Origin of the sequence: Coleofasciculus sp. LEGE 07092, assembly GCF_015207375.1 — a bacterium.
Classification (GTDB): Bacteria; Cyanobacteriota; Cyanobacteriia; order Cyanobacteriales; family Coleofasciculaceae; genus LEGE-07092.
Map to the genome: position 1 here is coordinate 41,060 of NZ_JADEWY010000018.1, position 23,132 is coordinate 64,191.

Annotated in this window: 20 protein-coding genes; 13 read left to right on the forward strand and 7 right to left on the reverse strand. The window is 46.6% G+C overall.

All coding sequences use genetic code 11. The annotated features are described in order from the left end of the window. Positions 1-51: 51 nt before the first annotated feature. Together IQ257_RS06755 and IQ257_RS06760 are read right to left on the reverse strand one after the other, a co-directional pair. A complete protein-coding gene (locus IQ257_RS06755; protein WP_193872356.1) occupies positions 52-1,275 on the reverse strand; it encodes a relaxase/mobilization nuclease domain-containing protein in 1,224 nt (407 codons plus the stop codon). Continuing rightward, a complete protein-coding gene (locus tag IQ257_RS06760) occupies positions 1,272-1,583 on the reverse strand; it encodes a plasmid mobilization protein (protein ID WP_193872357.1) in 312 nt (103 codons plus the stop codon). The genes IQ257_RS06755 and IQ257_RS06760 overlap by 4 nt, the downstream gene beginning before the upstream one ends. 426 nt (positions 1,584-2,009) lie before the next feature. Here IQ257_RS06760 and IQ257_RS06765 point away from each other — a divergent pair, with 426 nt between their 5' ends. From IQ257_RS06765 to IQ257_RS06800, 8 genes are all read left to right on the forward strand, one after another. Continuing rightward, positions 2,010-2,381 (forward strand): hypothetical protein, encoded by a 372-nt coding sequence (locus tag IQ257_RS06765; protein WP_193872358.1) that lies wholly within the window; start codon positions 2,010-2,012, stop codon positions 2,379-2,381. 14 nt (positions 2,382-2,395) lie between these two features. Further along, positions 2,396-3,583, forward strand: a complete 1,188-nt coding sequence (locus IQ257_RS06770; RefSeq protein ID WP_193872359.1) for a ParM/StbA family protein — start codon at positions 2,396-2,398, stop codon at positions 3,581-3,583. 48 nt (positions 3,584-3,631) lie between these two features. Continuing rightward, on the forward strand, positions 3,632-4,420 hold the full coding sequence (locus tag IQ257_RS06775; protein ID WP_193872360.1) for a mobilization protein: 789 nt from the start codon (positions 3,632-3,634) through the stop codon (positions 4,418-4,420). A gap of 84 nt (positions 4,421-4,504) precedes the next feature. Further along, positions 4,505-5,044 carry a DUF6753 family protein gene (locus IQ257_RS06780; protein WP_193872362.1) on the forward strand — a complete coding sequence of 180 codons (540 nt, stop codon included), beginning with the start codon at positions 4,505-4,507 and terminating at the stop codon, positions 5,042-5,044. A 243-nt stretch (positions 5,045-5,287) separates the two neighbouring features. Then, positions 5,288-5,989, forward strand: coding sequence for a hypothetical protein (locus tag IQ257_RS06785; RefSeq protein ID WP_193872364.1), 702 nt, complete (start codon positions 5,288-5,290; stop codon positions 5,987-5,989). Between the two features lie 18 nt (positions 5,990-6,007). Next, the gene (gene topA, locus IQ257_RS06790; RefSeq protein ID WP_193872366.1) at positions 6,008-8,086 is read left to right on the forward strand and encodes a type I DNA topoisomerase; all 2,079 of its coding nucleotides are present in this window, start codon (positions 6,008-6,010) and stop codon (positions 8,084-8,086) included. A 40-nt stretch (positions 8,087-8,126) separates the two neighbouring features. After that, the gene (locus tag IQ257_RS06795) at positions 8,127-9,080 is read left to right on the forward strand and encodes a hypothetical protein (protein ID WP_193932975.1); all 954 of its coding nucleotides are present in this window, start codon (positions 8,127-8,129) and stop codon (positions 9,078-9,080) included. 14 nt (positions 9,081-9,094) lie between these two features. Continuing rightward, positions 9,095-10,135, forward strand: a complete 1,041-nt coding sequence (locus tag IQ257_RS06800) for a TIGR00341 family protein (protein WP_193872370.1) — start codon at positions 9,095-9,097, stop codon at positions 10,133-10,135. On the opposite strand, the gene IQ257_RS06805 is transcribed toward IQ257_RS06800, so the two are convergent. The 3 genes from IQ257_RS06805 to IQ257_RS06815 form a co-directional block, all read right to left on the reverse strand. Beyond that, on the reverse strand, positions 10,098-10,586 hold the full coding sequence (locus IQ257_RS06805; protein ID WP_193872372.1) for a hypothetical protein: 489 nt from the start codon (positions 10,584-10,586) through the stop codon (positions 10,098-10,100). The two genes, IQ257_RS06800 and IQ257_RS06805, sit on opposite strands and share 38 nt — an antisense overlap. Beyond that, positions 10,583-11,026, reverse strand: coding sequence for a hypothetical protein (locus IQ257_RS06810; protein ID WP_193872374.1), 444 nt, complete (start codon positions 11,024-11,026; stop codon positions 10,583-10,585). The genes IQ257_RS06805 and IQ257_RS06810 overlap by 4 nt, the downstream gene beginning before the upstream one ends. A 131-nt stretch (positions 11,027-11,157) precedes the next feature. Further along, positions 11,158-11,385: a helix-turn-helix domain-containing protein gene (locus IQ257_RS06815; RefSeq protein ID WP_193872376.1), complete on the reverse strand. Its 228-nt coding sequence runs from the start codon at positions 11,383-11,385 to the stop codon at positions 11,158-11,160. Positions 11,386-11,588: 203 nt separating this feature from the next. Between IQ257_RS06815 and IQ257_RS06820 the strand changes: the two genes are divergently transcribed. The 4 genes from IQ257_RS06820 (at position 11,589) to IQ257_RS06835 (ending at position 19,127) form a co-directional block, all read left to right on the forward strand. Further along, on the forward strand, positions 11,589-11,834 hold the full coding sequence (locus IQ257_RS06820; protein ID WP_193872378.1) for a hypothetical protein: 246 nt from the start codon (positions 11,589-11,591) through the stop codon (positions 11,832-11,834). Positions 11,835-11,887: 53 nt separating this feature from the next. After that, entirely contained in the window at positions 11,888-13,441 is a 1,554-nt protein-coding gene (locus IQ257_RS06825) for a hypothetical protein (RefSeq protein WP_193872380.1), read from the forward strand. Between the two features lie 164 nt (positions 13,442-13,605). Continuing rightward, on the forward strand, positions 13,606-18,153 hold the full coding sequence (locus IQ257_RS06830) for a strawberry notch C-terminal domain-containing protein (protein ID WP_193872382.1): 4,548 nt from the start codon (positions 13,606-13,608) through the stop codon (positions 18,151-18,153). Further along, complete coding sequence (locus tag IQ257_RS06835; protein WP_193872384.1) at positions 18,072-19,127, forward strand: hypothetical protein; 1,056 nt, start codon at positions 18,072-18,074, stop codon at positions 19,125-19,127. The genes IQ257_RS06830 and IQ257_RS06835 overlap by 82 nt, the downstream gene beginning before the upstream one ends. A gap of 93 nt (positions 19,128-19,220) precedes the next feature. On the opposite strand, the gene IQ257_RS06840 is transcribed toward IQ257_RS06835, so the two are convergent. Together IQ257_RS06840 and IQ257_RS06845 are read right to left on the reverse strand one after the other, a co-directional pair. After that, the gene (locus IQ257_RS06840) at positions 19,221-19,805 is read right to left on the reverse strand and encodes an HD domain-containing protein (RefSeq protein WP_193872386.1); all 585 of its coding nucleotides are present in this window, start codon (positions 19,803-19,805) and stop codon (positions 19,221-19,223) included. A 74-nt stretch (positions 19,806-19,879) separates the two neighbouring features. After that, positions 19,880-21,283: a TIGR03985 family CRISPR-associated protein gene (locus IQ257_RS06845; protein ID WP_193872388.1), complete on the reverse strand. Its 1,404-nt coding sequence runs from the start codon at positions 21,281-21,283 to the stop codon at positions 19,880-19,882. Between the two features lie 346 nt (positions 21,284-21,629). Here IQ257_RS06845 and IQ257_RS29855 point away from each other — a divergent pair, with 346 nt between their 5' ends. Next, on the forward strand, positions 21,630-22,922 hold the full coding sequence (locus tag IQ257_RS29855; RefSeq protein ID WP_228060485.1) for a hypothetical protein: 1,293 nt from the start codon (positions 21,630-21,632) through the stop codon (positions 22,920-22,922). Positions 22,923-23,132 lie beyond the last annotated feature (210 nt).

Genomic DNA, 23,132 nt, shown 5'->3' on the forward strand with positions numbered 1-23,132 from the left:
ATTCTACAGCTAGAAAAAATAGACGAGGTGTACAAATTGTACAGTTGGCGGCTATTCAACAGAGAGTTCTTGATGAGGAGTACGTTTAAACGGCTTTGAGTTTCGACGCCGACGGATCTGTTGGTTACGGCGTTCTACGGCGGAGTTAACGACTTTCCGGGTTAGGGCTAATCGCGTCGGATAATTAGAGTGCTTTTGAATATCTGGAGATTGAGCCACTATAATAGCCGTATCCTCGGATTCATATCCATCCTCTAACAGCATCTGAGCGATCGCGCGATCGCGTTCTAGAAAAGATAGCGACTGCTGCTCATCAGTGAGCGATTGGCGATAATATTGATACTGTCGGGCGAGCTGCTCTTTCTCCTGCTCCTGACTAACAACGTTGTTAGTGACATTTGGAGACTGAGCCGCCTTATCGGGTTCATCAGTTAGCGATGATTGATGCCCTTCTCCTGCCTGACTAACAACGTTGTTAGTCAAATTTTGCTGAAGCTGCTTATCCATTGCAGTTTGCGTATAGCGTTTGCCCAATTGGTAGCCGCCAAACCAAACGCCATCCTTTTCTAGCTTCCAGCCGTGCGGTGTGGGCTGCGCGAAGATACCTTCATGATGTAAGATTTCATCCAATTGATTGAAGTTGGTTGCCTCCGATGAGGCTATATCAAGAGCATCTTGGATTTGGCGGCGGACAGTGGGCTGAGGTGGTTGTTTGCGATCGCCTTTTTCAAACTCCCACTGCTCTTTTTCTTGGCGGTGAACTTGATACGGTGTGTCCCGGCGACGGTCAACCTGCCAGGATGAAGCAGTAGGAGTTAGATTGTAATCACGTTCCAGCTTGCGAATCGCCTCTTGTAGCCTGTACTTTGAGAAATCGGTATTCGCTCGGTTTCCCTCATCGTCGATGAGGTTGCCAACGATGTGAACGTGAGGGCGAGGTTTGCCAGAGGGGAATTCTTCATCAGTATGCAGCACGGCAACTGCTTGGTTCGCGCCCCATCCCATTTCCTCTAACAGGTCGAGGGTGAGGTCTTCCCAATCTTCTATTTTTAACTCATCCTCAGATGATGGAGATAGCGATAGGTGAAAGCAGGGCTTACTAGTACGGTAGTTGAGCGCTGCTGTGGAACGCATAGTCGCGGCGATCGCTTTGTAGTCAGGTTGGGAGTCCCATGAAACAGAAACGTTGTTGTGAATAAGCTCTGCTCCCCGTCTTCTCAACACGTACCGCAGAGTGTCACCAAAGGACTGGGTTTGGTTGAGATTCCCAATCATCGAGCATTCACCTGCCTAGAAAACGTCTCGATCTGACGAATAAGTTTGAAAGCCGCTTCCTTTAACTTCTCATCAGGGCAGCTTCTATTGAGCCGTCTGAGCAAAACCGAGGCGAGTCCAGTAAGCTGGCGAACTTGCCGCTTGATGTTAGCATTACCCCCGTCAACTTTGGGAAGGCTCCGCCTCAACCCACAGCGCCGTAAATATTCAGATAAAGTTAGGGAGACTGCCTGAGCTTTACGTTGCAGTGCTTCTTTTTCTTGCACAGAGAGTCTAAGATTAAGCTGGGATGTGCGTTCTCCTCTCATGCTTTTTTTCTAATGCGCTTAACTTCCTCCACAGGTTATCAATTGAAGCGCGATCGCTCCATCTGAATACAGGCAGAATTTTGTATAGACATCGTGACTGCTTGAGGAGTAAGGTGAGGAGTTCTGCCTGTATTTGTGACTGAACAAACCGTGATGGGAGCGTGATTAAATTGTGGTTAACCGTGATTAAAACGTGGTTTTTCGGGTTCATTTTTGAGTCATTTATTAGAAAAATTAACCGGATTTAGGGAAACGTTTCACAATTTTTCACGATTAACCCCCCTAGAATCACGTTTAATCACACTCTACTCTATCTCCGGTATGAGGATGCCTAGCTACTAGAGAAAGAGGAAAAGCTCAGGACGAGTTATTTATTCTTTGATTTAGATGAAACTCGATGAAACGTCGCTTTTCAATTCAAGCTGAATGTCAAAGAACAAATGGTTAACCGTCAAACTAAGAGCTGACCCAGATAGTCCCTTGGGGAAGGTTATAGCAAAAGTACAAGCACAACCCTTGGGAAGCGAAAACACAGTAGTTGAGCTGCTATTTATGCATTTTTCGGCTGAGGCATTGGATTTGCGAGACGAGCAGCAGCGTCATGTAGCCGTCCGCTATACGGAGAGATGCCTTGCCGATGCAATAGCATCCAAACGCTTGTTAGGAATTGACCCCAACCCTTATCCAATAATGATGTCTCACTCACAGCACAATGGGTCAAATTCATCACCGCCCCAGGAGCAAGAGGAGAAAGAAGGTTTCTTACTCAATCACTCTTCAGAATCAATGTTTGGATGAAACAGGAGGTTAACGTGGCTTCTAAAGCCGATCTAATGCTCACAGCCGACCCAGGTTCTAGCGCTTCCAAGTTTATTTACAACGTTCAAAAAAAAGAAACTCCCATTGCCTTGGCGATGTCGCCAGAAGTAGCCGTAGGAGTATCTGTATCGAGTATCAAAGCTCTCCAAAAACTCTCGATGGGGAGTACCTCACCTATCAATGACGCTTGGCTACAGATTCCTCCTGATTCAAAAAAAGCAACCGTCGTCGGCTATCTGGCTCAAGCCGAGTACCAAGGGAATGCGCGATTGGATCTGCTCAAGTACGAAGTTATCGTGCCGAAGTTCCTAGCAGCAATCGGCGCAATCGCCCAACAGCACGATTTGGGAAATAAGTTCTCTGTCGCGATCGCTTGCTTACTTCCCTTCGGCGAGTATCCGAATAAAGATGAGCTGAAAACCCAACTCTCTAAGTCACTAGCAGATTTTGCTTTCCAAGGGTCTAGACTGTCAGTTGAGTTGGCTGATTTTGTCTGCTACCCGGAAGGAGGTGGGCTAGCCATTTATCAGCGTCAGCAACTCGGTGACGAAGCTTTTAATAAAGCTACCATTCCGGTTGTTATGTTAGGGCATCGCAACAGCTCACTGCTGCTGTTTGAGAAAGGGAAGCTGAGTCTGCAACAGTCAACAACGACTGAAAACGGTTTTATCAACCTAGTCAAGCAGTTCTGTACGCTCACCAGTGGTCAGAGTCCATCCAATCGGTTAGTGGAGGCGATTTACCAGGCGGGTGAGTCTCCACAGATTGATGATATCAAGCATCTGATTCGCTCTCAAGATGAAGACAATATCCAACAAGAAGCCGAATTACTTAAATCTGTCATTAAAACAGCTAGAGAGGATTACTGGCGTTCAATCAAAAATTGGTTAGATGAGGTGATGCCTTCCCGGTACTCCGAAGTATTTTTAGTCGGTGGAGTTGCCCAATATCTTAGGCAGGAGTTGACCGACTACTTCGGAGAAAAAGCACGATATTCCGACCGGATAATGGCTCAAATCCAAGAGGTCTTTCCCCAGCTCGAGCAGAGCCTCACATCTCGCTTTCTGGATGTGTTCGCTCTCTACTGCGACGTGGATGAATTTGAACCTCCCAAGCCCAAGGGAGAAAGGGAGCAACAAGCCCGTCAGGAAAAAATTAGGCAGGAATTTGCTATCAGATAGCCCATCATCAGACGCATCAAAAAACGCATTTTCAATGGAGGTATTTACATGGGAACGATTCATCTGTGCGATTCAGAAAAAGGTGGTGCTGGGAAGTCTCTTTGGTGTCGCGTACTGTGCCAATACTTTATTGATGAGGGCAAAGAGTTTAAACTTGTCGAATGCGATCGCTCGAACGCTGACGTAATTGCCCACTACAACGATATTGACGCGGAGTTTGCCGTTTTCTCGGAAGACAGACGCCGATATGCTGAAGGCGATACCCTCTTCAATGCTGCCACTTCTAAAGATGTAATCGTTAATTTGCCTGCTCAAGTGCGAATCCCATTTGATAACTGGCTTGAACAAGGCGATATCCTTTCAATCGCTTTGGATGTCGATATCCAGTTTGTCAAGTGGTTTCTGGTAACGGGGGGAGTAGACAGCATCGAGCTATTTAAGGATTCATTCAGGAAGTGGGGGAAGCAAATCCCCCATGTCATGGTCAAGAATTTATACATGGCAAACTCAGATGAATGGCAGGGGATTTTAGAAGACGATCAGGAGTTGAGAGAGATTCACTCCAAAATTCCTTCAGTCTTATTCCCCCGCTTTCCTTTCGGGGAACGAAACAAAGTTGATAGATTAAGGATGCGCTTTGATGAAGCCCTTTCCTCCGCAGAATTTCCCTTAATTTCCCAATCGCGAATCAAGCGATTTCTTAACGGTTGCTATGGGGAAATAGAAAAGTCAAAAATCTTTAAAGAGGATAAGAAAGGAACATCGGCATCGGCTTCTTCTTCCCCGTCCCAGAAAAACGAAAAAGAGCAGGAACCCGAAGAAGTCACCGCCGGATAGGGGGAAATCGGATGAGATGGGAGATGGGTTATCAGGAGCTTAGCTCCCATTCATTTTTTTAAGGAGATATTAAAGGAAGTAGCAATGAGCCGTGAAAAGGGGACTCTGTTGGAGAGTGCGCTTGAAGGTCTTGACCTATCAACAAAATCCAAAATCCATCAAATGGCGAGAGAGTATCAACTCTCAAACGATGACCCACTCTTTGTCGTTTTAGCGGCAACCGGACGGCTAGAAGTATTGGTTGAGCAAGCTCCGGCGACGTGGGACAAGCATTTTCAGGAGTATGTGGATAAGCTTGATGAGTGGTATTCTTCTCACTCCGAAATACTCAAGCAATGGGAAAATGAAAGCCAAGAGCGTATCAAGGCTAAGATAGCTGAAGCTGTATCGGATTTAATAAAACTCGCTCAACAGAAAGAGCAACAAAAGCAGGGGAAAATATTGATTTCTAAATCCAATTTGGGAACGCTTATCGGGGTGTCTAGCGTTTTTGGGGCGCTTATTGTGTTTTTCTTAGTCCGCCTCTTTCCGGTTCAAGACTCTTTGAAAAATCTCAACGGGAGACTCAACAATACAGATATCCGACTCGAACGGATCGAGAAACATCTAGGGATATCAAAGTGAGGCATTTTCTGTTTGTACGGGTAATTGAGTTGTTCATGGTTCATAGTCCATGGTTCATGGCAATCAACAATGAACAATGAGCTATGAACAATTGGCAAAAATTATAGGGATTAATAAGTGAGTGAAATTAATCTAACCCATCTTCCTAATGGTCATGCGAACATCTAACTCTGGATGTAGCCGCTTGAGTTAAGCCTTCCTAAACTTAACGGTTAGCTAGTCAAGTTAGAGGAAATAGTGACGATGGTAACTAACTTACTCAAAGATGCCCGACGAGCTGCGGCACAGCTAAGAAGCAAAATTGGTGATGAGAATATCGATATAACCGTTGCTCAACTCAAGGACAAAATTTCGGCTTTAAGTGTGTTCATGGATGAGACGGTTGCCATCCAACTGTACCGATATAACGGCAAGCCCTACGGCGGAACATTCCGAATTTATCTAGCTGATGGGGAGCCGAAATTGTATGATGCAGCATTGAATCCCGTCTCGGAAAAGGTTGACTTTATCTCTTGGACAATAGAGGGATTTAATGGAACGGCAAAAGTGGCTGTGGGAGGAGAAGAGTTTATCGTTAAGCTGCCGATAAATACAGATTCACCGCTGAAAGAATCTTCGGGGGAAGGATTACCGGATCGAGATTTACTGGAGGCGGTTCCTCAACCGGGAGCAACAGCGTTCTCTAGCCTAAAGATGAAAACGAATTATACGCTCGTTGAACGTAATGGGGGAACTTGCCAAATTGAGGACAAAGAAGGCAACACGCTTAAAGTTTATGAAGCCGCCGCTTTAGCGGAGCTAGTTGAGGAGAATGGTGGCGATGAGACTCTGCCGTTGGAATTTGAAATTTATGATTGGGACTTGGTGGAAATCGACGGTACGCAACGGAAGATTCCCCAAGTTAAGGCGCTCCGTGATGCCGATTTCTCAGATTTATTGGCTTAGAAAAAGCAGGTGAGTTTTATGCAACCCCTACTCGTCATTTTAGAAAGCCCAGGAAAACGGGGTAAGGTTGGCAAAATTCTAGGCGACCCCTATAAAGTTGTTGCTTCGGTTGGTCATGTGCGAGAGCTTGCTGAAAAAGGCGCTGACTCTTTGGGCTTTAAGCTCAAGCGCAACCCAATCAGAGTGGAATGTGATTATGTCAACCGCCCTGGAGCTGCTAAAATTCTTAAATCCCTACAAGCCGAGATTGACCAAGCTCAGGCAGTCTACATTGCGACTGACCCAGACCGGGAGGGAGAATGTATTGCTTGGCATCTGATAGATAGCCTGGAGTGGAAGTCGCCCCCTATTCGGGTGAGTTTCAGCGAGATAACAGACAAAGCCGTCAAAGAAGCGATCGCAAATCCTCGACCTCTAGACGAAAGCTTAGTGGCAGCGGCACGAGCGCGAGACTGCTTGGATAAGCTGGTGGGGTACAAGCTCTCTCCCCTGCTGTGGGAGATGAACAATGGAGCCAAATCAGCCGGGAGATGCCAGAGCGCGGCTTTGCGTCTACTGTGCCGCAAAGAGGCTCAGATCGAGCGGTTTGTTCCTAAGCCATTTTGGAAAATCTTGGTTCGCTATCCACCGGGGCTTACTGCTACTTACATTGACGATAACGGCAATAGCCGAATGGAGTCTCAACAACGAGCCTCTTCCCTAGCGCAAAAAGCCAAGAACACAACCCATAGGATTGAACACCGATCTAAACGGCAGGTGGACTCATCGCCGCCCCCGGCATTCAAAACCTCAACCCTCCAGCAAGAAGCTGGGAAGCGTCTGGGTCTTTCCAGTTCTAAAGTGATGCGCTTAGCCCAAACCCTGTATGAGGAAGGCTACATCACCTACCATCGCTCCGACTCCGTGGTAGTATCACCAGAATTTGCTCAAGCCGCTAGGAATTGGCTGATTGCTAATGACCCAGACAACCTACCGGAAACGGCAACTCAACACCGAGATCAAGCTGGAGTGCAAGCTGGACACGAGGCAATCCGCCCGACTGACATCAGCGTTCGGGAAATTCAAGAGGGAAACGAGCTAAATGCGCTTTACCAACTCATCTGGAAACGGGCAATTGCCTCTCAATGCGCTCGGAGCATTATCGAGCAAACCGAGTTGGTGACAGTGGCTAAGGATTTGCGGTTTGAGGCGACGGGCAAGCGCATTCTCTTTCCTGGCTACGGTAAATACTGGGATAATCTAGGAACAGATAAGCTCCTTCCCGACCTGGAAGAAGGGCAGACGCTGACGCCCTCCTTACTCTCCACTCCCAAAGGGAAAACACGACCGCCCAATCGCTTCAGCGAACCGCAGTTAGTACAGGTTTTAGAAAAAGAAGGCGTGGGGCGACCTAGTACCTTTGCTAATATCATCTCCACCCTTTTAGATCGAGGCTATGTCAGAAAGTCCAGAGGGACGTTAATTCCCACTCGATTGGGGAAGGAGGTCGATAGATTTTTGCAGCGGGTGGTTCCCAAACTCATTGAGCCGGGATTCACCAAGCAAATGGAAGATAGCCTTGATGCGATCGCTCACGGCACGCTCTCCTGGCAAGAGTACCTGGTTTCCTGGCACGATAACGAGTTCTTACCCACCTTGAAAAAGGGAGAAAAAATTATTGAGCAGGAATATGCCCTGCCAGAGGATGAGGAAACTGAACTCAAATGCCATTACTGCGGTCAGTCTGGGTTGATTAAGCGCTACAGCAACTCTCTGAAGCTGGAAGCCGACCATTACCTCGTTTGCAATGAGTGTGACTCTCCCCACTTTTGGAATAGTGAGATTGATGATTACCAACTCCCTTACAAACTGCGGCGCTCTTTACAGGTAAGCGAAGAAAATCTCACCGACTATCAATGTCCCGTCTGCAATGCATCATTGGAACGGCACCACTATACCAAGCAGGGGCAACAAAAGACCATGCTCCGCTGTTCGCAACTTACCAAATCTAAATGCCGAGATGTCGCCTACTTTAAGACCAAAGACGAGGATTGGTGGTCACCCAAATTTGGAGTGCTTGCCTCAGAAGGCGAACCCGACTTTAGTAATTTACTTTGAATCAAATCCGAACGTTGGAGTTGTTTAACAGAGAAGAATTATGGATAAAGGACAAACATCTCAAGCCATGCAAGATGCTGGTGTAGATGAAAGTCTTGCCAAATTAGCGGCAGATATTCTAGACAAGAAACAGCAGGGTAAAGAGCTTTCGGACAAACAGGAGAAGGCTCTCTATGCCGCTCAAAAGCAGGCGGGAGACGACCTAGATATTAACTCCCTGGTACAGGGGGAACCCCAGGCAGTTGAAGATAAGAATGTTGACAAACGACAAGCGTCTCAAGCCATGCAAGACGCTGGCGTAGATGAAAGCCTTGCCAAATTAGCGGCAGATATTCTAGACAAGAAACAGCAGGGTAAAGAGCTTTCGGACAAACAGGAGAAGGCTCTCTATGCTGCTCAAAAGCAGGCGGGAGACGACCTAGATATTAACTCCCTGGTACAGGGGGAATCCCAGGAGCCGGAAAGAGACGAAGACGAGCAAGCCTTCATTGAAGGGCAGACAAAAATCTATGAAAAAGCGGGTCTGGAGGCAGAAAAATCCCAAGAAGCTGCAACATTGATGAATAAACAGTTTGGACAACAGCCGTTGAGTTCAGAAGAAAAAAGCCTTGTGAATGAGGCTGAAGCGACGGTACACGAGTCCATTGCCAATAAGATAGCTGAACGAAAAGAAATTGCTTCAGTAATGGTAAGCAATGCTCAAGATTTCCTTAAATTTGCCAAACAGGAAGGAATAGCTCAACAGTCGGGCAGTAGCACCACCGTTGAGGGGAATAATTATGATTTGACTCAAATTGACGATCGCCTTGCTATTCATAATAAAGAAACTGGAGCGGAAGTTATTGCTGATAGCGATGAAATTATTAAAGCCGAAGGCGTAACTCAGGAAGATTTAGAAAATTGGCAAAAGGTGGGGGAAATTGCTCAAAAGCAGCAACAGTCTAAAGCCGCGTCTGTAGAACGAGAGAAGGAAGAAGAAGAGATGGAGTTGTAACCCTTATTGCTACTATGCCGCTACAAATCCCAAATCTGATCCTGGATAGATCAAAGCTTTTCAGTGATCAGCGAAAAACCTATGCCAACCTAACCCGTCATCTGGCAAAGAAGTCGCTACCCACGACGACATTTCACTTGCTAACGGCATTAAGCGCTATCATCAGCACCTTTGCCCTTCTCGCCAATAGCAGCGCTTCTCTAATTGGAGCGATGATCATTGCTCCCCTGATGGGACCCATTATCGGCTTCGCTTTCGGTGTCACGACTAATGATTTGAAGCTGATGCATCGTGCGGCTGCTACTCTGGTCGTTGGTAGCATTAGTGTTATTGTATGTTCAATGCTAATTGCCTCTGGATTGGGGATAACGATTCCTAGCTCAGAGATTCTAAGCCGCACTAATCCTACTTTGATCGATTTGGGGATTGCGATCGCGGCGGGTATTGCTGGAGCAGTAGCCCACGCTCGAAAGAGTATTGACCCAGCCTTAGCGGGTGTGGCGATCGCGGTAGCCTTGGTTCCTCCCCTGTCAGTGGTGGGAATTGGCTTGGCTAGTCCGATTTCAAATTCCGAAATCGCCTTGGGAGCGGGTTTGCTGTATCTGACCAACCTATCGGGGATGATTTTTGCAGCGGGAATAGTATTCCTGTTTCAAGGGTACAGTAGTTGGGAAAGAGCGAGAAATGGGTTCGCTGTTTTGACCGCTGTGGTGTTGGTTGTGTGCATTCCTTTATTTTTCTCGCTGACCACCTTAATTATCCAGAAAAATTTACAGCACAAAGCCGAAGGATTAATCAACTCTTCAAAATTCTTTAAGAACACTCCTATCGAGCAAGTTGAGGTTTTTCCCAAAAAGAAAGAAGTTCTTGTCAACCTACGAATCTTAAGTCTGGAAGATGACCCTATTGAAGCTGAAGAGCTTTCCCAGATTCAGCAGCTCTTAGCTAGAGAAATTGAAAAGCCTGTCACACTTAATGTACGGCTAATTCCCATTCAGGATTATCAGCTCAGGGCAATTAAACAAACGAAGAAATCTCCCGATAAGCTAAATTAATAGCTTCAAGCCAATGACTAAGCTGACTTTTTTTGACAATTTGTTGCGCTAAAGAAGCGGCATCGGCGACTAGGGAAGGAAGGGGAAATTCAAAAATCAATGACTCTTCTAGGAGTTCGATTAATCCCCAATTCGCTAGGGTTAGCCCTTCGGCTAAAGCGGTTGTCAGAGAAATATCTCGCTGTGTCGAGTGGTAGTAGAGGAGTTGCTCCAAGGGCAATTCCTCCAATATTTTGGCAGGAAGAGAGGATGAAATCATGTTGATAGCCTGCTGGATATCCATGTGTGAAATCATGGCTTTAATCCGCAAGCCCAAGCATCCTAGATATTCATCAGCATCCTCGATGGGAGATTGGTTTGTTGGCAATTCAATGGCGGTTATAGTTTGGATAACCCTTTCTGAACCGCGAACAATCTGAGCGGAGGAAGGAATCCAATAGGAATTAATCATAGTTCTATATCCTCTCTTTGTTGTGGGCATTCTTCAGGTTCGACCTCCCTATTTTGTTTGAGATGAGGAGCTAAATTTTCCTCCAGTTGCTCAACATAGTCTTCAGAGAGGTCAGACCCTTGGTCTTTCCACGTTCCATCCTTGTCCTGAATGGCATTGAGAGTTTCCGCGCCCTTAACCAACAATCTGTTCCCTTCTAGGGTAGCGATGTTGTTAACCCCCTCTAATTGGTTTGTCCCGGCTTGCTTCATGGCTTCAACTAGAAGAGGAGCGGCTTTCTCAACTCGCTCTTGCTGAGCAATATTTTCCTGTTGCTCTTGTGAGGAATGAACGTCTTCAAAGTGCTGAAGGGCTTGCCCTAATTGGGCGACTTTAGTATTAGTAGTTTCCTGAGCAAATGTCTTGCTACGCTCGGATAAGGAAGCAATTAAACCTGGCATATAATGACCTTGTGTTCATCAAAGCAATTAACTGTACATTTTGTACAGCTTTCAATAGCTCTTTCAAAAGGATACCAAAAAAAATAATAGGCAGGCATATAGCAATCCTGACGGAGGGTAGGCGTTTGGCTTTAGTCTGACTCTTTCTCTAAAGAAAGCAAATCTGAGATGTCGATGTTAAAGAAAAGGCAGATTTTCGCTAACATTCGGTCGTCAAGCTTAGGAAGATAATCGCTTTGTTTCCACCGGGAAACGGTGTTGTAGCTGACTTTTAGAGTCTTGGCTAGTTCACCATTCGACACATTTTTTTCGGCTTGCCAGCGCCTAAAGTGCCATCTTATTCGCGGCTCTTTCTCCATACAGGCGTCCTTGCACTCATAGTCCGATTCTTAGTCTGACACGTTTTGTGGTGTCTTTTCGGGGAAATTGGGTTAATATTCATCACTCAATGGTGAATATTCACTATTAGATAGGGTATGATGGGAGAGAGAAAGGAAAAAGGCACTGGAAAAGGAAAGTTCCAATGCCTCTGCTGTAGTTATATTCATCAGGAATTGTAGCAATGAACGCCATTACCATTACTTCTGACCAGATCCGAGCTGCTGCTGAGCAGATTTGCCACAGCGATGCACCCCTTCATCCTGTGGAAGATGTTGCAGTGGTTTTCAGGAAGTGGCTAGAGCGGCAAATCGGTAGTTTTCTAGAAGATCCAGATTTTTCGACGCAACACCTTGATCGAAAGTTTTTCGCTGATGCTTTGTCTGATAGTGGCAAAGCCGCTTGTTTAGATTCAGATTTAGTTGCTTAAAAGCTGGCATCAAGTCACGTTCTAACCCATTCAACAAGCTCCTGCCTTTAGGCATGGAGCTGGTGGTTGTTTTTGAATTGATTGGCTACAACTATTCTAGGGAAGCAAGGGACATGAGTGAAAGTGTAGAACCGAACCTTGTCGAATCAGAAGTTCCAGCTCAGGGTATTAATGTTACTCCGATGACGGAGGCTGAAGCTCGCGAATATACGGAAAGGATTCGTCAACGTTTCTACGATAATCGTGCCGATCTATTGGAAATGGATCGTCGTAGAGGTTGGGAGGCTTTGGGATACGGAAGTTGGAGTGAATGGGCAATTAGTGAATACCAAGACGATTATAAAGAGCGGTATTTGTTTCGACTAAAAGCGGCAGCATCTGTTGAAGAAAATCTCCGAACTTCTCAAGATGAAAGTATTCTAAGACTAGCTCGGAGACTGCCGATTTCCCAAGCGAGCGAATTGGCAAAATTGCCAACTCAAGATAAACAAACTGAAGCGTTGAAACGAGCTGAAGAGATTGCTAAAAAGCAGGGAAAAGCCCGAACAGCCCAGCTTCTCAAACAGGTCATTAAGCAGATTAAGGAGAATGAAGAGGAAACAACTGAGATTCCCGGTGCTTGGCGGCTATCAGCCAAAGAGTTTTCAATTCAACTCTCTGATACCGGGGAATCTGTCAACGTTGTTTATGAGCCGGGGAATGATATCCAGGATTTGTACCATCATTTTGAACTTCAGGGGAATATCTCTCCGACAGGATTCACTTCCCATTACGTTTTCTACGGCGAAGCACACAAACACGTTTCTCCACAGGCGTATGCCCAGATTCTGGCGGATAAACTATATCGCCAGTTTCAAAAACAAACTAGGACGACGGGTTCAGCAGAATCGGAATTTCAAACATCTGTTGATATACCCCTACTAGGTAAACGAGTTGTGGTTATTTGCCCTTCAGGATATGTCGAAATGCCTTCGGCTCCTGAAGGGAGTCGGGGGACAGTGCAATCATTTAATCGCCAGAAAAATCGGTACAAAGTGCGGCTTGATAGCCCGCCTGCACCCGGTAAGCGGCGAGATGTAAGTCTCCCACCAGAGCGATTGCAAGAGTTAATTATTCCAGCCGACTTAAGTCAAATTAAAAGTGAGCGCGATTTTGAAACTTATCTTCAAGAAGTCGGAGAAGAAGTGATAGCGAGAGAGTTTTCTGAATCTGAGGCATCTGTTCGGGTTCAGCTCAAGAAATTTGTTGCCAATATCTATGAGTTAGTTCAACCTCACTTGGGCAGCCAAGGTGTCGAACAATTGCAACAGGATGATCAGGAATACGAACAAAATTCCTACTCCCCTCCTGCCACCTATTTGTGGGAATGCAAGAATCCTGATGATGTGGCTGAGTATCTCGAATACAGCACTCCAGCAGAAGTTTTTACAGATTTGCAACGACTTCAGCAGATGCAGTTGGAGCAGTTAGAACAGTTGCAGCAAGAACGTGATGCTCTACGCGCCCTAAAAGAAAATTTGGAGAAGCAGCTAGAAAAGCAACAACAACAGCGCTCCTCCTCTAGCCGAAAGCCGTCTAGCCGCAAACAACGAAGCCAACCTAAGTAAAGCTCTACCCACAGTGAGAGGTATGAATGAGCCAAAAGAAGAGGCGGCACCTAGTCGCCTTTTTTTTTATTTGAGAGGCATAAGGACAGATGGTTAACGGGGAATAGGGAATTCCCCAACAGCTTATCTGGGTTAAGAGTTCCCTGTTTTGGTAATACAGCATTATGGGAGTAACTGACAGACAACGACATCACCTTCGTACCTCACTGACGAATCATTTTCTCTCTGGTCAGGGATTCGACTCCATCAGTGCTGCCCGGACGTGGGCATCCCAGGAACTAGGACAAGAAACGGAGTTTGCACCAGGGAGTGCAAATGCTAAAGCACTTGAAGAAACGATTGAAGAGAGCCTGGTTCAGGCAGGTCGCAGGCTGATTGAGGCTGGAGACGACCCAAAGACAACCTATCGAAACCTTGTGGATTTGTATCAGCGTCAGCCCAAGCTGGCAACGAAAAGCAGTGGTAGTGTAGCCCGACAAGCGTATTCAACGCCGTTGCCAGTGGCTTACTTGGCATCAACGATGGCAGGAATTGACCTACAGGGTACTGTTTACGAACCCGCAGCGGGGAATGGGGCGCTATTGATGGGTGCTAACCCCATGAAGGTGACGACGAATGAAATTGACCCTGACCGCGCCAGGGCATTGCAAGACCAAGGGTTTAATCCAACAATCCAGGATGCCACAACCTATAAGCCAGAGCAAAAGCACGATTTTTTAATAGCTAATCCGCCTTTTGGCAGCGTCCGCGATGAGGATAACCCTAAGCCGAATGCTAAAAAGCAGTGGCAGTTTGGCAAATTGAAAACTAGCCAGATTGACCACGCTATCTGCCTCAATTCTCTAGAGGCGCTCAAAGACGACGGGAAAGCTGTGTTGATTATTGGCGGCTTAATGGGAGATGACCCAGTACAGCGCAGCGATCGCTATAATAGCCTCTCCAATCGCGGATTTTTCAAGCAGCTTTACGATAACTGGAGAGTCACCGACCATTTTACGGTTAGTGGTGAGTTGTACTCCCGCCAGGGGGCAGGCTTTCCCATTGATATGATTCGCCTCGACGGGCGGGGCAAAAGCCCTCGCCCCTATCCGGCTGCTGATGTGCCGCCAATCTATCACAGCTTTGAAGAGTTAGAACAAGAGGTTTTATCGCGTTATGTATCTAGAGAACCCGAATTATTGGATGCCAACCGAAGAGCAGAGAAAGAAGGAAATGCCGATGCTGTACTTCTGGACGGCAGTAGAGGTTCCCGCTTCGATGAAGTCCATTCCCACGATGAGCGAGTATTTGCAACTGCTGGGGTTGAGAGTGGCGTGGTTGATTCGCCAAGAACCCCCTTCAGACGCACAGCTCCTGATTCGAGAGGAGATGCCCCTAGGGATGCGGGATGGGATTCTGGACGTACTACGGATGCCTCCCAATCCCAACCCCGATTCTTTAGCTCAAGCTTGGGCGAGGGCGTTGGTAGTAGACAATCCGGCAATTCGCAATCATCTGGGGCTTTTTTGGACGGTGAGATTCCCGGTGCCAGTGCTGAAGGAACCAGAGCAGATAGACGAAGCCAGGGAATTAATACAAGGAATGGCACTAGCCGAGTGGTTGGGAGCGATGAGGGCAACACCAATCGAGTTCTAAAGGAGGAGAAAATGATGGACAACAAAAATAGTCGGGATTTGCAAGTTCCTTATCAGCCTTTAAGTCAGGGAAAGCCCCTTAATTCTTTAGTTCCCAAAAATATGTCTGTGGGGATTAGAAATTCTCTGGAGCGCGTGGAAGAGCGACAGGGCAACATTGATGATTATGTCGCCTCCGAAATGCAATGGTCTCTTGATGAATTGTATAACAAATTAAGTGCTGAACAAATAGATGCTTTGGCGTTAGCTCTAGATAATAATGAGCAGGATGCCGAAACTATCCTAGGGGATATGACGGGGATTGGTAAGGGTCGTGTGGTGGCTAGCATGATTCGCAAAGCTAAGCTAGATGGGATGAACCCCATATTCGTGACAGAAAATCCCAATCTCTACCGGGATATGCTCAGAGATTTAGCCGATATTGGGGAAGACATTAACCCTTACTATACGGATTCTCAACTCAATCTGGATACCCTTGAGGGGGGCAAAATTAACTATTCAGCCAAGCAACACAAAGCGGCAGAAGAAACTATATTAAGCACGGGAAGTTTAGGGGATTTTGACAGCATTTTTACTACCTATTCCCAGATGCAAACCGTTAGAGGGCAAGAACCGGATAGGCGGCAAATTTTACGCAAGTTTGCTCCGGAAGGAATGCTGATTATGGATGAATCCCATAACGCTGGGGGCAGTGGTGGGGATTTGTATACCCGTTCGGGAATTCCCAATCGAGCTGGCTTTACTCGTGAGCTGAAGCAATCAGCCGCTCGGACATTTTCGTCCAGCGCTACTTACGCTAAGCGACCGGAGGTGATGGATCTTTATAACCGCACTGACATGAAGAAAGCGGTAGAAGATATTGATAGCTTGGTGGGAATTATCCAAAATGGTGGCGTTCCCATGCAGCAGGCGCTAGCTTCTCAGTTGAGCGAAGCGGGGCAATACATTCGTCGCGAACGCTCTTATGAGGGAGTTGATTTTGATCATACCATTTTCCCGACTGACCGGGAAATGACTGATAGTGAAGCGCAAGTGATGCAAGCCATCATGCAGTTTGACCGTGCAAAAAATGAGAAAGTTTCGCAGATTGACGAGGAACTTAAAAAAGAGGCAAAGCAAATCCAAGGGGATAGTGCTGTTGGTCAGGTGGGAGCTGAAAGTATAAATTTTACCTCGTTGATGCATAATTATTTGGATGCATCAAATCTGGCTAAAAAAACGCAAGGTGCTATCGATTTGGCGAAAGAGTCTTTAGAAAGAGGAGAAAAGCCAATTCTCACGGTTAGCAATACAATGGGCAGTTTCTTAAGCCAATACGCTGATGAGAATGGGCTACAACCGGGTGAGCGCATTAACGCTGATTTTGGGGATATGCTCAAGCGATATTTGGAGCGTAGCCGGGATGTTATTACCAAAGATGCATTTGGGGAAAGCAATCGCCGTCGTCTGACTGATGAAGAGTTGGGGGAAGCCGGGATACAAGCGTACTCTGAAGCTATCGATCTAATAGAAAAGTCTGATTTCAGTAAGGTTCCTATTAGTCCGATTGACAATATTCGCTTTCAACTAAAAGAAGCTGGGTTTAAAACCGGAGAGATTACCGGACGTGACGAGCGGGTGCGTTATGAGCGTGATGAGCAAGGTAATTTAGTAGGTTTTTATGATTTGCGTCCGGCTTCTGAGAGTTCAAGAGCAGGGAAAGCTCAAGCCGTTGACCAGTTCAACAATGGGGACTCGGATGTGTTAGTCCTTAATCGTTCGGGAGCCACAGGCATTTCACTGCATTCAAATCAACGATTCAAAGACCAACGCCGTCGCCACATGATTGTGGTACAGCCAGAACGGGATGTCAACCAGGCGGTGCAGATGTTTGGTCGGGTTCATCGCACCGGACAGGTCAATGCTCCTCACATCACCATTGGTGCTGGGGATAATCCCAGTGAGAAACGGACGATGGCGATTTTGATGGGAAAGCTGGCGTCGCTCAATGCCAATACCACTGCCAGTCGCTCTGGGCAAATTGATTTTGAGAAAGCTACGGATTTTCTCAACGAAGTAGGCGATCGCGTGGTTCATGAGCTGGTAAGTAATGACCCGGAGCTGGAAGATAAATTGGATTATCCGCTCAAACCTGAGAGTGAGATGGAAGGAACCGCACGGCGGGTAACCGGACGCATGGCAATGCTTACCTTGGATGAGCAAGAAGCCTTGATGGAGCGGATTGAGTCTGAATACAAAGATACGTTATCGAGGGAAATTGCCATGGGCAATAATCCCTTGGAGGCAGAAACTCTGGATTTGGATGCTAAAACGGTTGCATCCATAGAAGTGCAACCCCCCGATCCTGATTCCACCAGTCCGTTTACAGGAGCGGTGATTTTCGACGTGATGGACGTGAAAAACAACCGTCAGCCGCTAACGACAATGGAAGCGATGAATGTCGTGCGGTCTGAGTTAGGGTTGGAGTCGGTGTCTGAACCCGAAGATTTTGACCGAGAAGATGTTGCGGTGGCGGGACAGGAGAATAGCTCTTTGTTAATGGAGCAAATTGATTCGGAGGCTTGTGACTGGAAACAGCAGCGCCAAGGCTTATTTAAGACCCAGAATGCCAAGGAAAAGTTTGAAGATAAAATTAATCAGCAAGCCCAGACAGTTAAATGGATTTTGGAAACACTTCCAGTCGGGCAGACTGTTAAGTTAAAAGCGCCAAATAATTCGGTCTATTATGGTCTGGTAGCAGGGCATCGTTGTGAATCGGCTTCTGGAGAGAATCCGGTTTCGCCTTCATCGTGGAAGACGGAATTTCTCTTAGCGGATTCAGCCAGACAGATTTCAATTCCCCATTCAAAAATTGGGAATCGCTCTGGGCAATATGCTGTAGAAGTTCAACAGCAGGATGATTTTGAGGGCAAGGATATTTATTCGCTGTTTGATGAGCGCTCTGGTAGTGGTCGTGAGCTACGGGGGATGTTCCGGGGGAATCTAGTACGGGCGGGTTGTATGCTACTGGGGAAGATACAGCGCTGGCACGGGAGATGCTGGGGCAAGAGTTACCTGATTTGGAAGCTCTTTCCTTAGACTCGTTACAGCAGGCACAGCAACAGCTTGCTGAAGTTTCCACTACAGTTCAATCGGAGGAGCTAGGAGAGGCAGAACGTCAAGGGACACAGACATCTGCAAAAGAATCGGAATCCATTAGCGATAGGGTAGCGCAAGTTAAAAAAGCGAATGAGCAATTCCCACAGGAACAACAACAACCCGAACCTTCTTTACCTACTGCTGATGTTGATACCGAGGAAATTGAAGCAGTTGAGGAAGGTGAGGCAGAAGGTAAAGGACTCCGTGACAACCCCGACGACTTCCAACAGGAGAAGAAGCCTAAGCCTGAGTTAACTCAACCCGCCGATTGGCAAGAGCGGCAGCAGGAACGTGTAGAAGCTATTGCACCTGTTGTCTACCGACATCTTAAAGACCTGGTTGGTGGCGATCGCTACTGTGGTTCTCATCATACGGCAAGTTTGGATAAAGATGAGGAGGGGCAGCGTCTGATTGTGACAGAGAATCAATCCTCCCAAAAGATTCTGGAGGCGCGGCAAAAGAGTGATGGTTCGTGGCACGATATCGATAGTAACTTGGATGACAACAACGTTCAGCATTTTAGGCAGATAGCCGCCTCGCAAGAGGAACTCCTGTCAAAAAAAGGTGCGATTGAGGATAAAGTTGAGCAGCAGAATCGGGTTGATAAGATGGCTCCCACTATCGTCAAACACCTGAGCTTGGTGAATCGGCTCTCTGTCAAGGGGAACTCTTACAGTTCTAAATTAGACCCAGAAAAATCAGAGTTAACCCTATCTGAAAACGCCACAGAAAAGCCGATTTTAAAGGCAAGATTTATCCAGGATAGGTGGCGAGATAATGGCAGTGAAATTGATGAGAAAACTCTAGAGTTTTTTGAGAACTCTGTAAAGCCCAAGGTTGAGAAAGCGTTGGCGCAGCGCTCTCAACGGGAACGCCTTGAACGGCAAGAAAAAGAGGCACAGTATAGTCTGTAGACGTAGCCGATGTACAATTTGTACAGGGTGGTGGTGGTTCTCATCTCCTGATGGCGGAATGGGTTAGTTAGTCCGCCAACGCTGAGGGTTTATTTAACGGGTAACATCCAGTCGAGAAAGGAGTCTTGCCAATTCAAGGGTAAAAAAATTAGAACCCTGTGGCTGATAAATCTCCAGAAAACTCCGATAGAACCAAAGCGTTTCCTCCTTACCTCCTTTAAATTTTTGCCAAACGCTTTCGCCAACTCGCTCCCAATCGGCGACAATTGAACGAACATTGTGGAGTTTGTCAGCCAAGGAAACGCGCCGAACCTCTGGTGGAGCGAGACGCAGTTTTTCTAAATACTTGAGCTTGCGTTCTTTCCACCGGAGGTGAGGCAGAGTTTTATCCTCAGTACATCCATCGACAATACAGACGACTCTTTCCCCAAAACGTTGGCGAATTTCTGCACGAGTTGTTTCACCCCCCTGGTCTTCAATGGCATCATGGAGTAAAGCGGCGATCGCTTCATCTTCATCCCCGCCATCTTCTAAGACTAAAGCGGCGACACTTAGCAGGTGAGAGATATAGGGGACATTACTGCCTTTTCTGACTTGATGGTTATGCAGTCGAGTGGCATACACTAGAGCGGCTTCAAAACGAGTGGATAATTGTGGAGTTTCGGTAAAGGTTGCCATTGTGTTTTAAAGGGAATGGGGAATGGGGAATGGGGAATAGAAGAATTTGCGTTCTCATTGAAGAGTGCGAAAATTCAAAGGGTTTTATAGAGTTTCCAAGTGTCGGAAATATCCTGTCTCATGCGCTGTCGCAACTCATCAGGAAAAATGACTTCTACATTGGGTCCCCAAGCGCGGAGTCGCATAATTACATTATTGTCTTGATGGCGATAGCGAAGGGTGTAATAAGCGGCATCGGGATAGGCATGAATGTGGGCTAAGAGTTGTCGGGTATTGGGTAACTCTAATTGCTCAATTAATGTCCGAGCTTCTTGGAAGCTATCCAGTTTTTCAAAAGTCGGATGACGGAAGGAGTTGTTGATGTAGCGTTGGGCAAAATTTGCTTCAAACCGCAGCAGAATTAAATTGAATTGTTCATAGAAATCAAAGCCATACGCGGCGTCTAATTCCTGTTGAATATAAGCGGACTTGTATTGTTCAGGATGGTTGATAATGTCGGATGTAGAGAAAGGGAGATGGGGAGTATTCCAAGACAGTTTTTTGTGTTTAGTTATCCGTTCTAAACGGTAGTTATACCATCCCAATGGCGGTTGGTTTGCCCTTCGCTGCGGTCTTTGACCAAAGGCGCACAGGTAGTAAGCCCTCTGATAATAATATAGGCAAACTGGATAAATCGTGTAATTTTTAGTTTGATTTAAGTAAGCACTGTGATAGGCAATTTGCAGCGGTGGAGTCGGAGTCTCTTTCCAAATTTCTTTGAGGCGATCTGCTAAATCCGCTGAGGTTTCCCGCAAGTCTTCATTGACTACATAGTCATGATGAATGAATAAGCGTTGTTCGCCATTGATTTTTGTGAATAACAGTTGGGCAATAGTCGATACCTCATTGGTAAAGAATTCTAAGGTTTCCTCAACTTGAAAATTAGGGGTGGTCGTGAAGAATTCAGAGATAGCATCCTTTGACCGTTTGCGGAATTTGTGAGTTGGTTTTTTGGCTGTGGCTTTGGAATTGATGGATTGTCGCTCTAGGAACTGAGTTTTGAGCTGAGACAACTGAGTCAGTTGATTGCGTAAGGTACGGTCAGTAACGGAAAAAATGGAGGTTGAAAAGAGTTCGTCAATATCATTTTGCTCTAATTTATATCGAGATTTTAATGTACCAATAAACTGATTGACGAAGGGTTCTGCATATTCAGAAAATAGCCAATCCGAGAAAGAACGAGTTTGATAGGTATCAACTTTTTCCTTGAACTTCTTTAACCAATCCGCACAGTTAAATAGTTCAGTTTCAAATTCGATAAAGAACTCACTATCACAGTCATACAACGATCTGACGATTACCCACCGCCTCGCGCCACTGGCTAAAAGCATGAGGCAGTTCGATTTGGCTTGCTCGGATGGATGATTAGAAACTTGCAACAGTTCTGGCACAAGTGTTTCTAAACGGTGTAGGGTGGGAAAAAATTCTTCAGCAGACATGGATTGATTGGGTGTAGCTACCAGCTCTTGATTATCCTAGTTGTTGGTAAGCCCCTTTTCCAATAGGTTTTAGGTCGAATGGCACGCTCCTTAAGGAGTTTGTCGTAAGCGCTATCTTCGCTTCTGGCACTAAAGTGCCGACTACGAACCTATGTTAAGGCAGGTTTGTTGGGTTTCGACTTCGCTCAACCCAACCTACAATTTTTCTTAACCGAGCAGTATTGCCTACCACCTCACAAACGGTTGGAAATCCCCCTTTCTTACTGCCTGCCATAGTGGAGTCAACTCTACACCGAATGTCAATATGTCAGGCTTAGTAGTCACACCAATCAAGAGAGGATGCCGAATGACGACTTATTCAATGGAAGTTGAAGGCGATACCCTGAGAGTGGATTTTGCCAAAACCGCTGAAGGGGAGCCGATTCCGGCGGATGGCGATGGGGTGGTGCGAGATGTACACACTCAGGTGAGGCAAATGATTGCTTCTGGAGAACTCACAGGGGGAACTCTGCTCAAGATTGATGGGCGGATTTCAGTCGGGGCTAGTTATACGCTCTCTCATGAGGTGGTACATCTGTATCGAGCCGTTGCGGTTGCGGATACACGGTTGGGGGCGTATGTGGTGGTTAGCAGTACGACACAGGAGTATCCCTTGGGTAGCCGCATTGATTTTCAGAGCGGGGATGTGACTGAGGTGAAGAGTTCGGCTGAGTTATCTGTACCTTCATTTTTGATCCGTTGGGAAGGGGATGTCTTGAGAGTACAGATTAATCATGCGGTGCAAGTAGACGGCGATCAAATTGTTCGCGATGCCAAAGCGCAGTTACAGCAGTTAATGAATTCGGGGCAGTTGCCAGGGGGGAAACTCCTCAAAATCAATGGGCGTTCAACGGTGTTAGCGTCTTTTGTCCTAGCACTGGAACTGGCTCACTACTACAGTGCGATTGCGGTATTTGATCCGAAAATTGGCGATCGCGGGTTAGACCGCTATATTGTCACCATTAGTCATACTCCAGAATACCAGGTGGGGGACACGATTGATATGGAGCGTGACCCTTGCCAGACGGTGAAAGTGGTGCTGTGTGGTCCTCCGAATACGGGAAAAACGGTGTTTCGGGATGGGTTGAAAGAGGCAATTCTGGAACGAGACGATGCTCCCCAGGACTTTTACAGCATTTCCGGTTGCCCAGATGGAGATGGTTGCTGGTTTTCAGAAACAGCACAGAAGTATCCGGAGTTCGCTCGACAGTTAAAAGCAGAGTATAAGCGTCAGTTTACACCGGAATTCGCCGTTGCCAAAGCGCGAGATATTCGGGTGAATAAGAACTCGTTGTTACTGTTTGATGTGGGGGGCAAGATGAGTCCAGAGAATGAGTTAATTATGGCTCAGGCAACCCATGCTGTGATTTTAGCGAAGTCGGAATTAGACGTGATTGAGTGGCAAGGGTTTTGTCAAAAACTTAACTTACCTGTGATTGCTATTATCTATAGCGATATTGATGCTACAACCGATGAGATTCAAAGGGAATCCCCTCAGTTGATTGGCACGGTTCACCAACTGATCCGGGGTGAATTGGTGAAAAATCGTCCTGTGATTCAAGCGTTGGCGAAGCAGTTAGTTGAGTTAGTGAATAGGTAATAGGTGGTAGTAGTCTCGTAGGTTGGGTTAGCGCTCTTTGTAACTCAACTTTCCCTACCTCTAGCGTTGGGTTTCGACTTCGCTCAACCCAACCTACACAACTAGCGTTGGGTTTCACGTTGTTCAACCCAACCTACACAACTAGCGTTGGGTTTCACGTTGTTCAACCCAACCTACACAACTTTTAACTTACGGCACATGGCTTTTACC

What these genes read in the sequence shown, in the direction of transcription:
- IQ257_RS06755 (WP_193872356.1), bottom strand. Translation starts at nt 1,275, where the DNA reads ATGATTGGGAATCTCAACCAAACCCAGTCCTTTGGTGACACTCTGCGG.
- IQ257_RS06760 (WP_193872357.1), bottom strand. Translation starts at nt 1,583, where the DNA reads ATGAGAGGAGAACGCACATCCCAGCTTAATCTTAGACTCTCTGTGCAA.
- IQ257_RS06765 (WP_193872358.1), top strand. Translation starts at nt 2,010, where the DNA reads ATGTCAAAGAACAAATGGTTAACCGTCAAACTAAGAGCTGACCCAGAT.
- IQ257_RS06775 (WP_193872360.1), top strand. Translation starts at nt 3,632, where the DNA reads ATGGGAACGATTCATCTGTGCGATTCAGAAAAAGGTGGTGCTGGGAAG.
- IQ257_RS06780 (WP_193872362.1), top strand. Translation starts at nt 4,505, where the DNA reads ATGAGCCGTGAAAAGGGGACTCTGTTGGAGAGTGCGCTTGAAGGTCTT.
- IQ257_RS06785 (WP_193872364.1), top strand. Translation starts at nt 5,288, where the DNA reads ATGGTAACTAACTTACTCAAAGATGCCCGACGAGCTGCGGCACAGCTA.
- topA (WP_193872366.1), top strand. Translation starts at nt 6,008, where the DNA reads ATGCAACCCCTACTCGTCATTTTAGAAAGCCCAGGAAAACGGGGTAAG.
- IQ257_RS06795 (WP_193932975.1), top strand. Translation starts at nt 8,127, where the DNA reads ATGGATAAAGGACAAACATCTCAAGCCATGCAAGATGCTGGTGTAGAT.
- IQ257_RS06800 (WP_193872370.1), top strand. Translation starts at nt 9,095, where the DNA reads ATGCCGCTACAAATCCCAAATCTGATCCTGGATAGATCAAAGCTTTTC.
- IQ257_RS06805 (WP_193872372.1), bottom strand. Translation starts at nt 10,586, where the DNA reads ATGATTAATTCCTATTGGATTCCTTCCTCCGCTCAGATTGTTCGCGGT.
- IQ257_RS06810 (WP_193872374.1), bottom strand. Translation starts at nt 11,026, where the DNA reads ATGCCAGGTTTAATTGCTTCCTTATCCGAGCGTAGCAAGACATTTGCT.
- IQ257_RS06815 (WP_193872376.1), bottom strand. Translation starts at nt 11,385, where the DNA reads ATGGAGAAAGAGCCGCGAATAAGATGGCACTTTAGGCGCTGGCAAGCC.
- IQ257_RS06820 (WP_193872378.1), top strand. Translation starts at nt 11,589, where the DNA reads ATGAACGCCATTACCATTACTTCTGACCAGATCCGAGCTGCTGCTGAG.
- IQ257_RS06825 (WP_193872380.1), top strand. Translation starts at nt 11,888, where the DNA reads ATGGAGCTGGTGGTTGTTTTTGAATTGATTGGCTACAACTATTCTAGG.
- IQ257_RS06830 (WP_193872382.1), top strand. Translation starts at nt 13,606, where the DNA reads ATGGGAGTAACTGACAGACAACGACATCACCTTCGTACCTCACTGACG.
- IQ257_RS06840 (WP_193872386.1), bottom strand. Translation starts at nt 19,805, where the DNA reads ATGGCAACCTTTACCGAAACTCCACAATTATCCACTCGTTTTGAAGCC.
- IQ257_RS06845 (WP_193872388.1), bottom strand. Translation starts at nt 21,283, where the DNA reads ATGTCTGCTGAAGAATTTTTTCCCACCCTACACCGTTTAGAAACACTT.
- IQ257_RS29855 (WP_228060485.1), top strand. Translation starts at nt 21,630, where the DNA reads ATGACGACTTATTCAATGGAAGTTGAAGGCGATACCCTGAGAGTGGAT.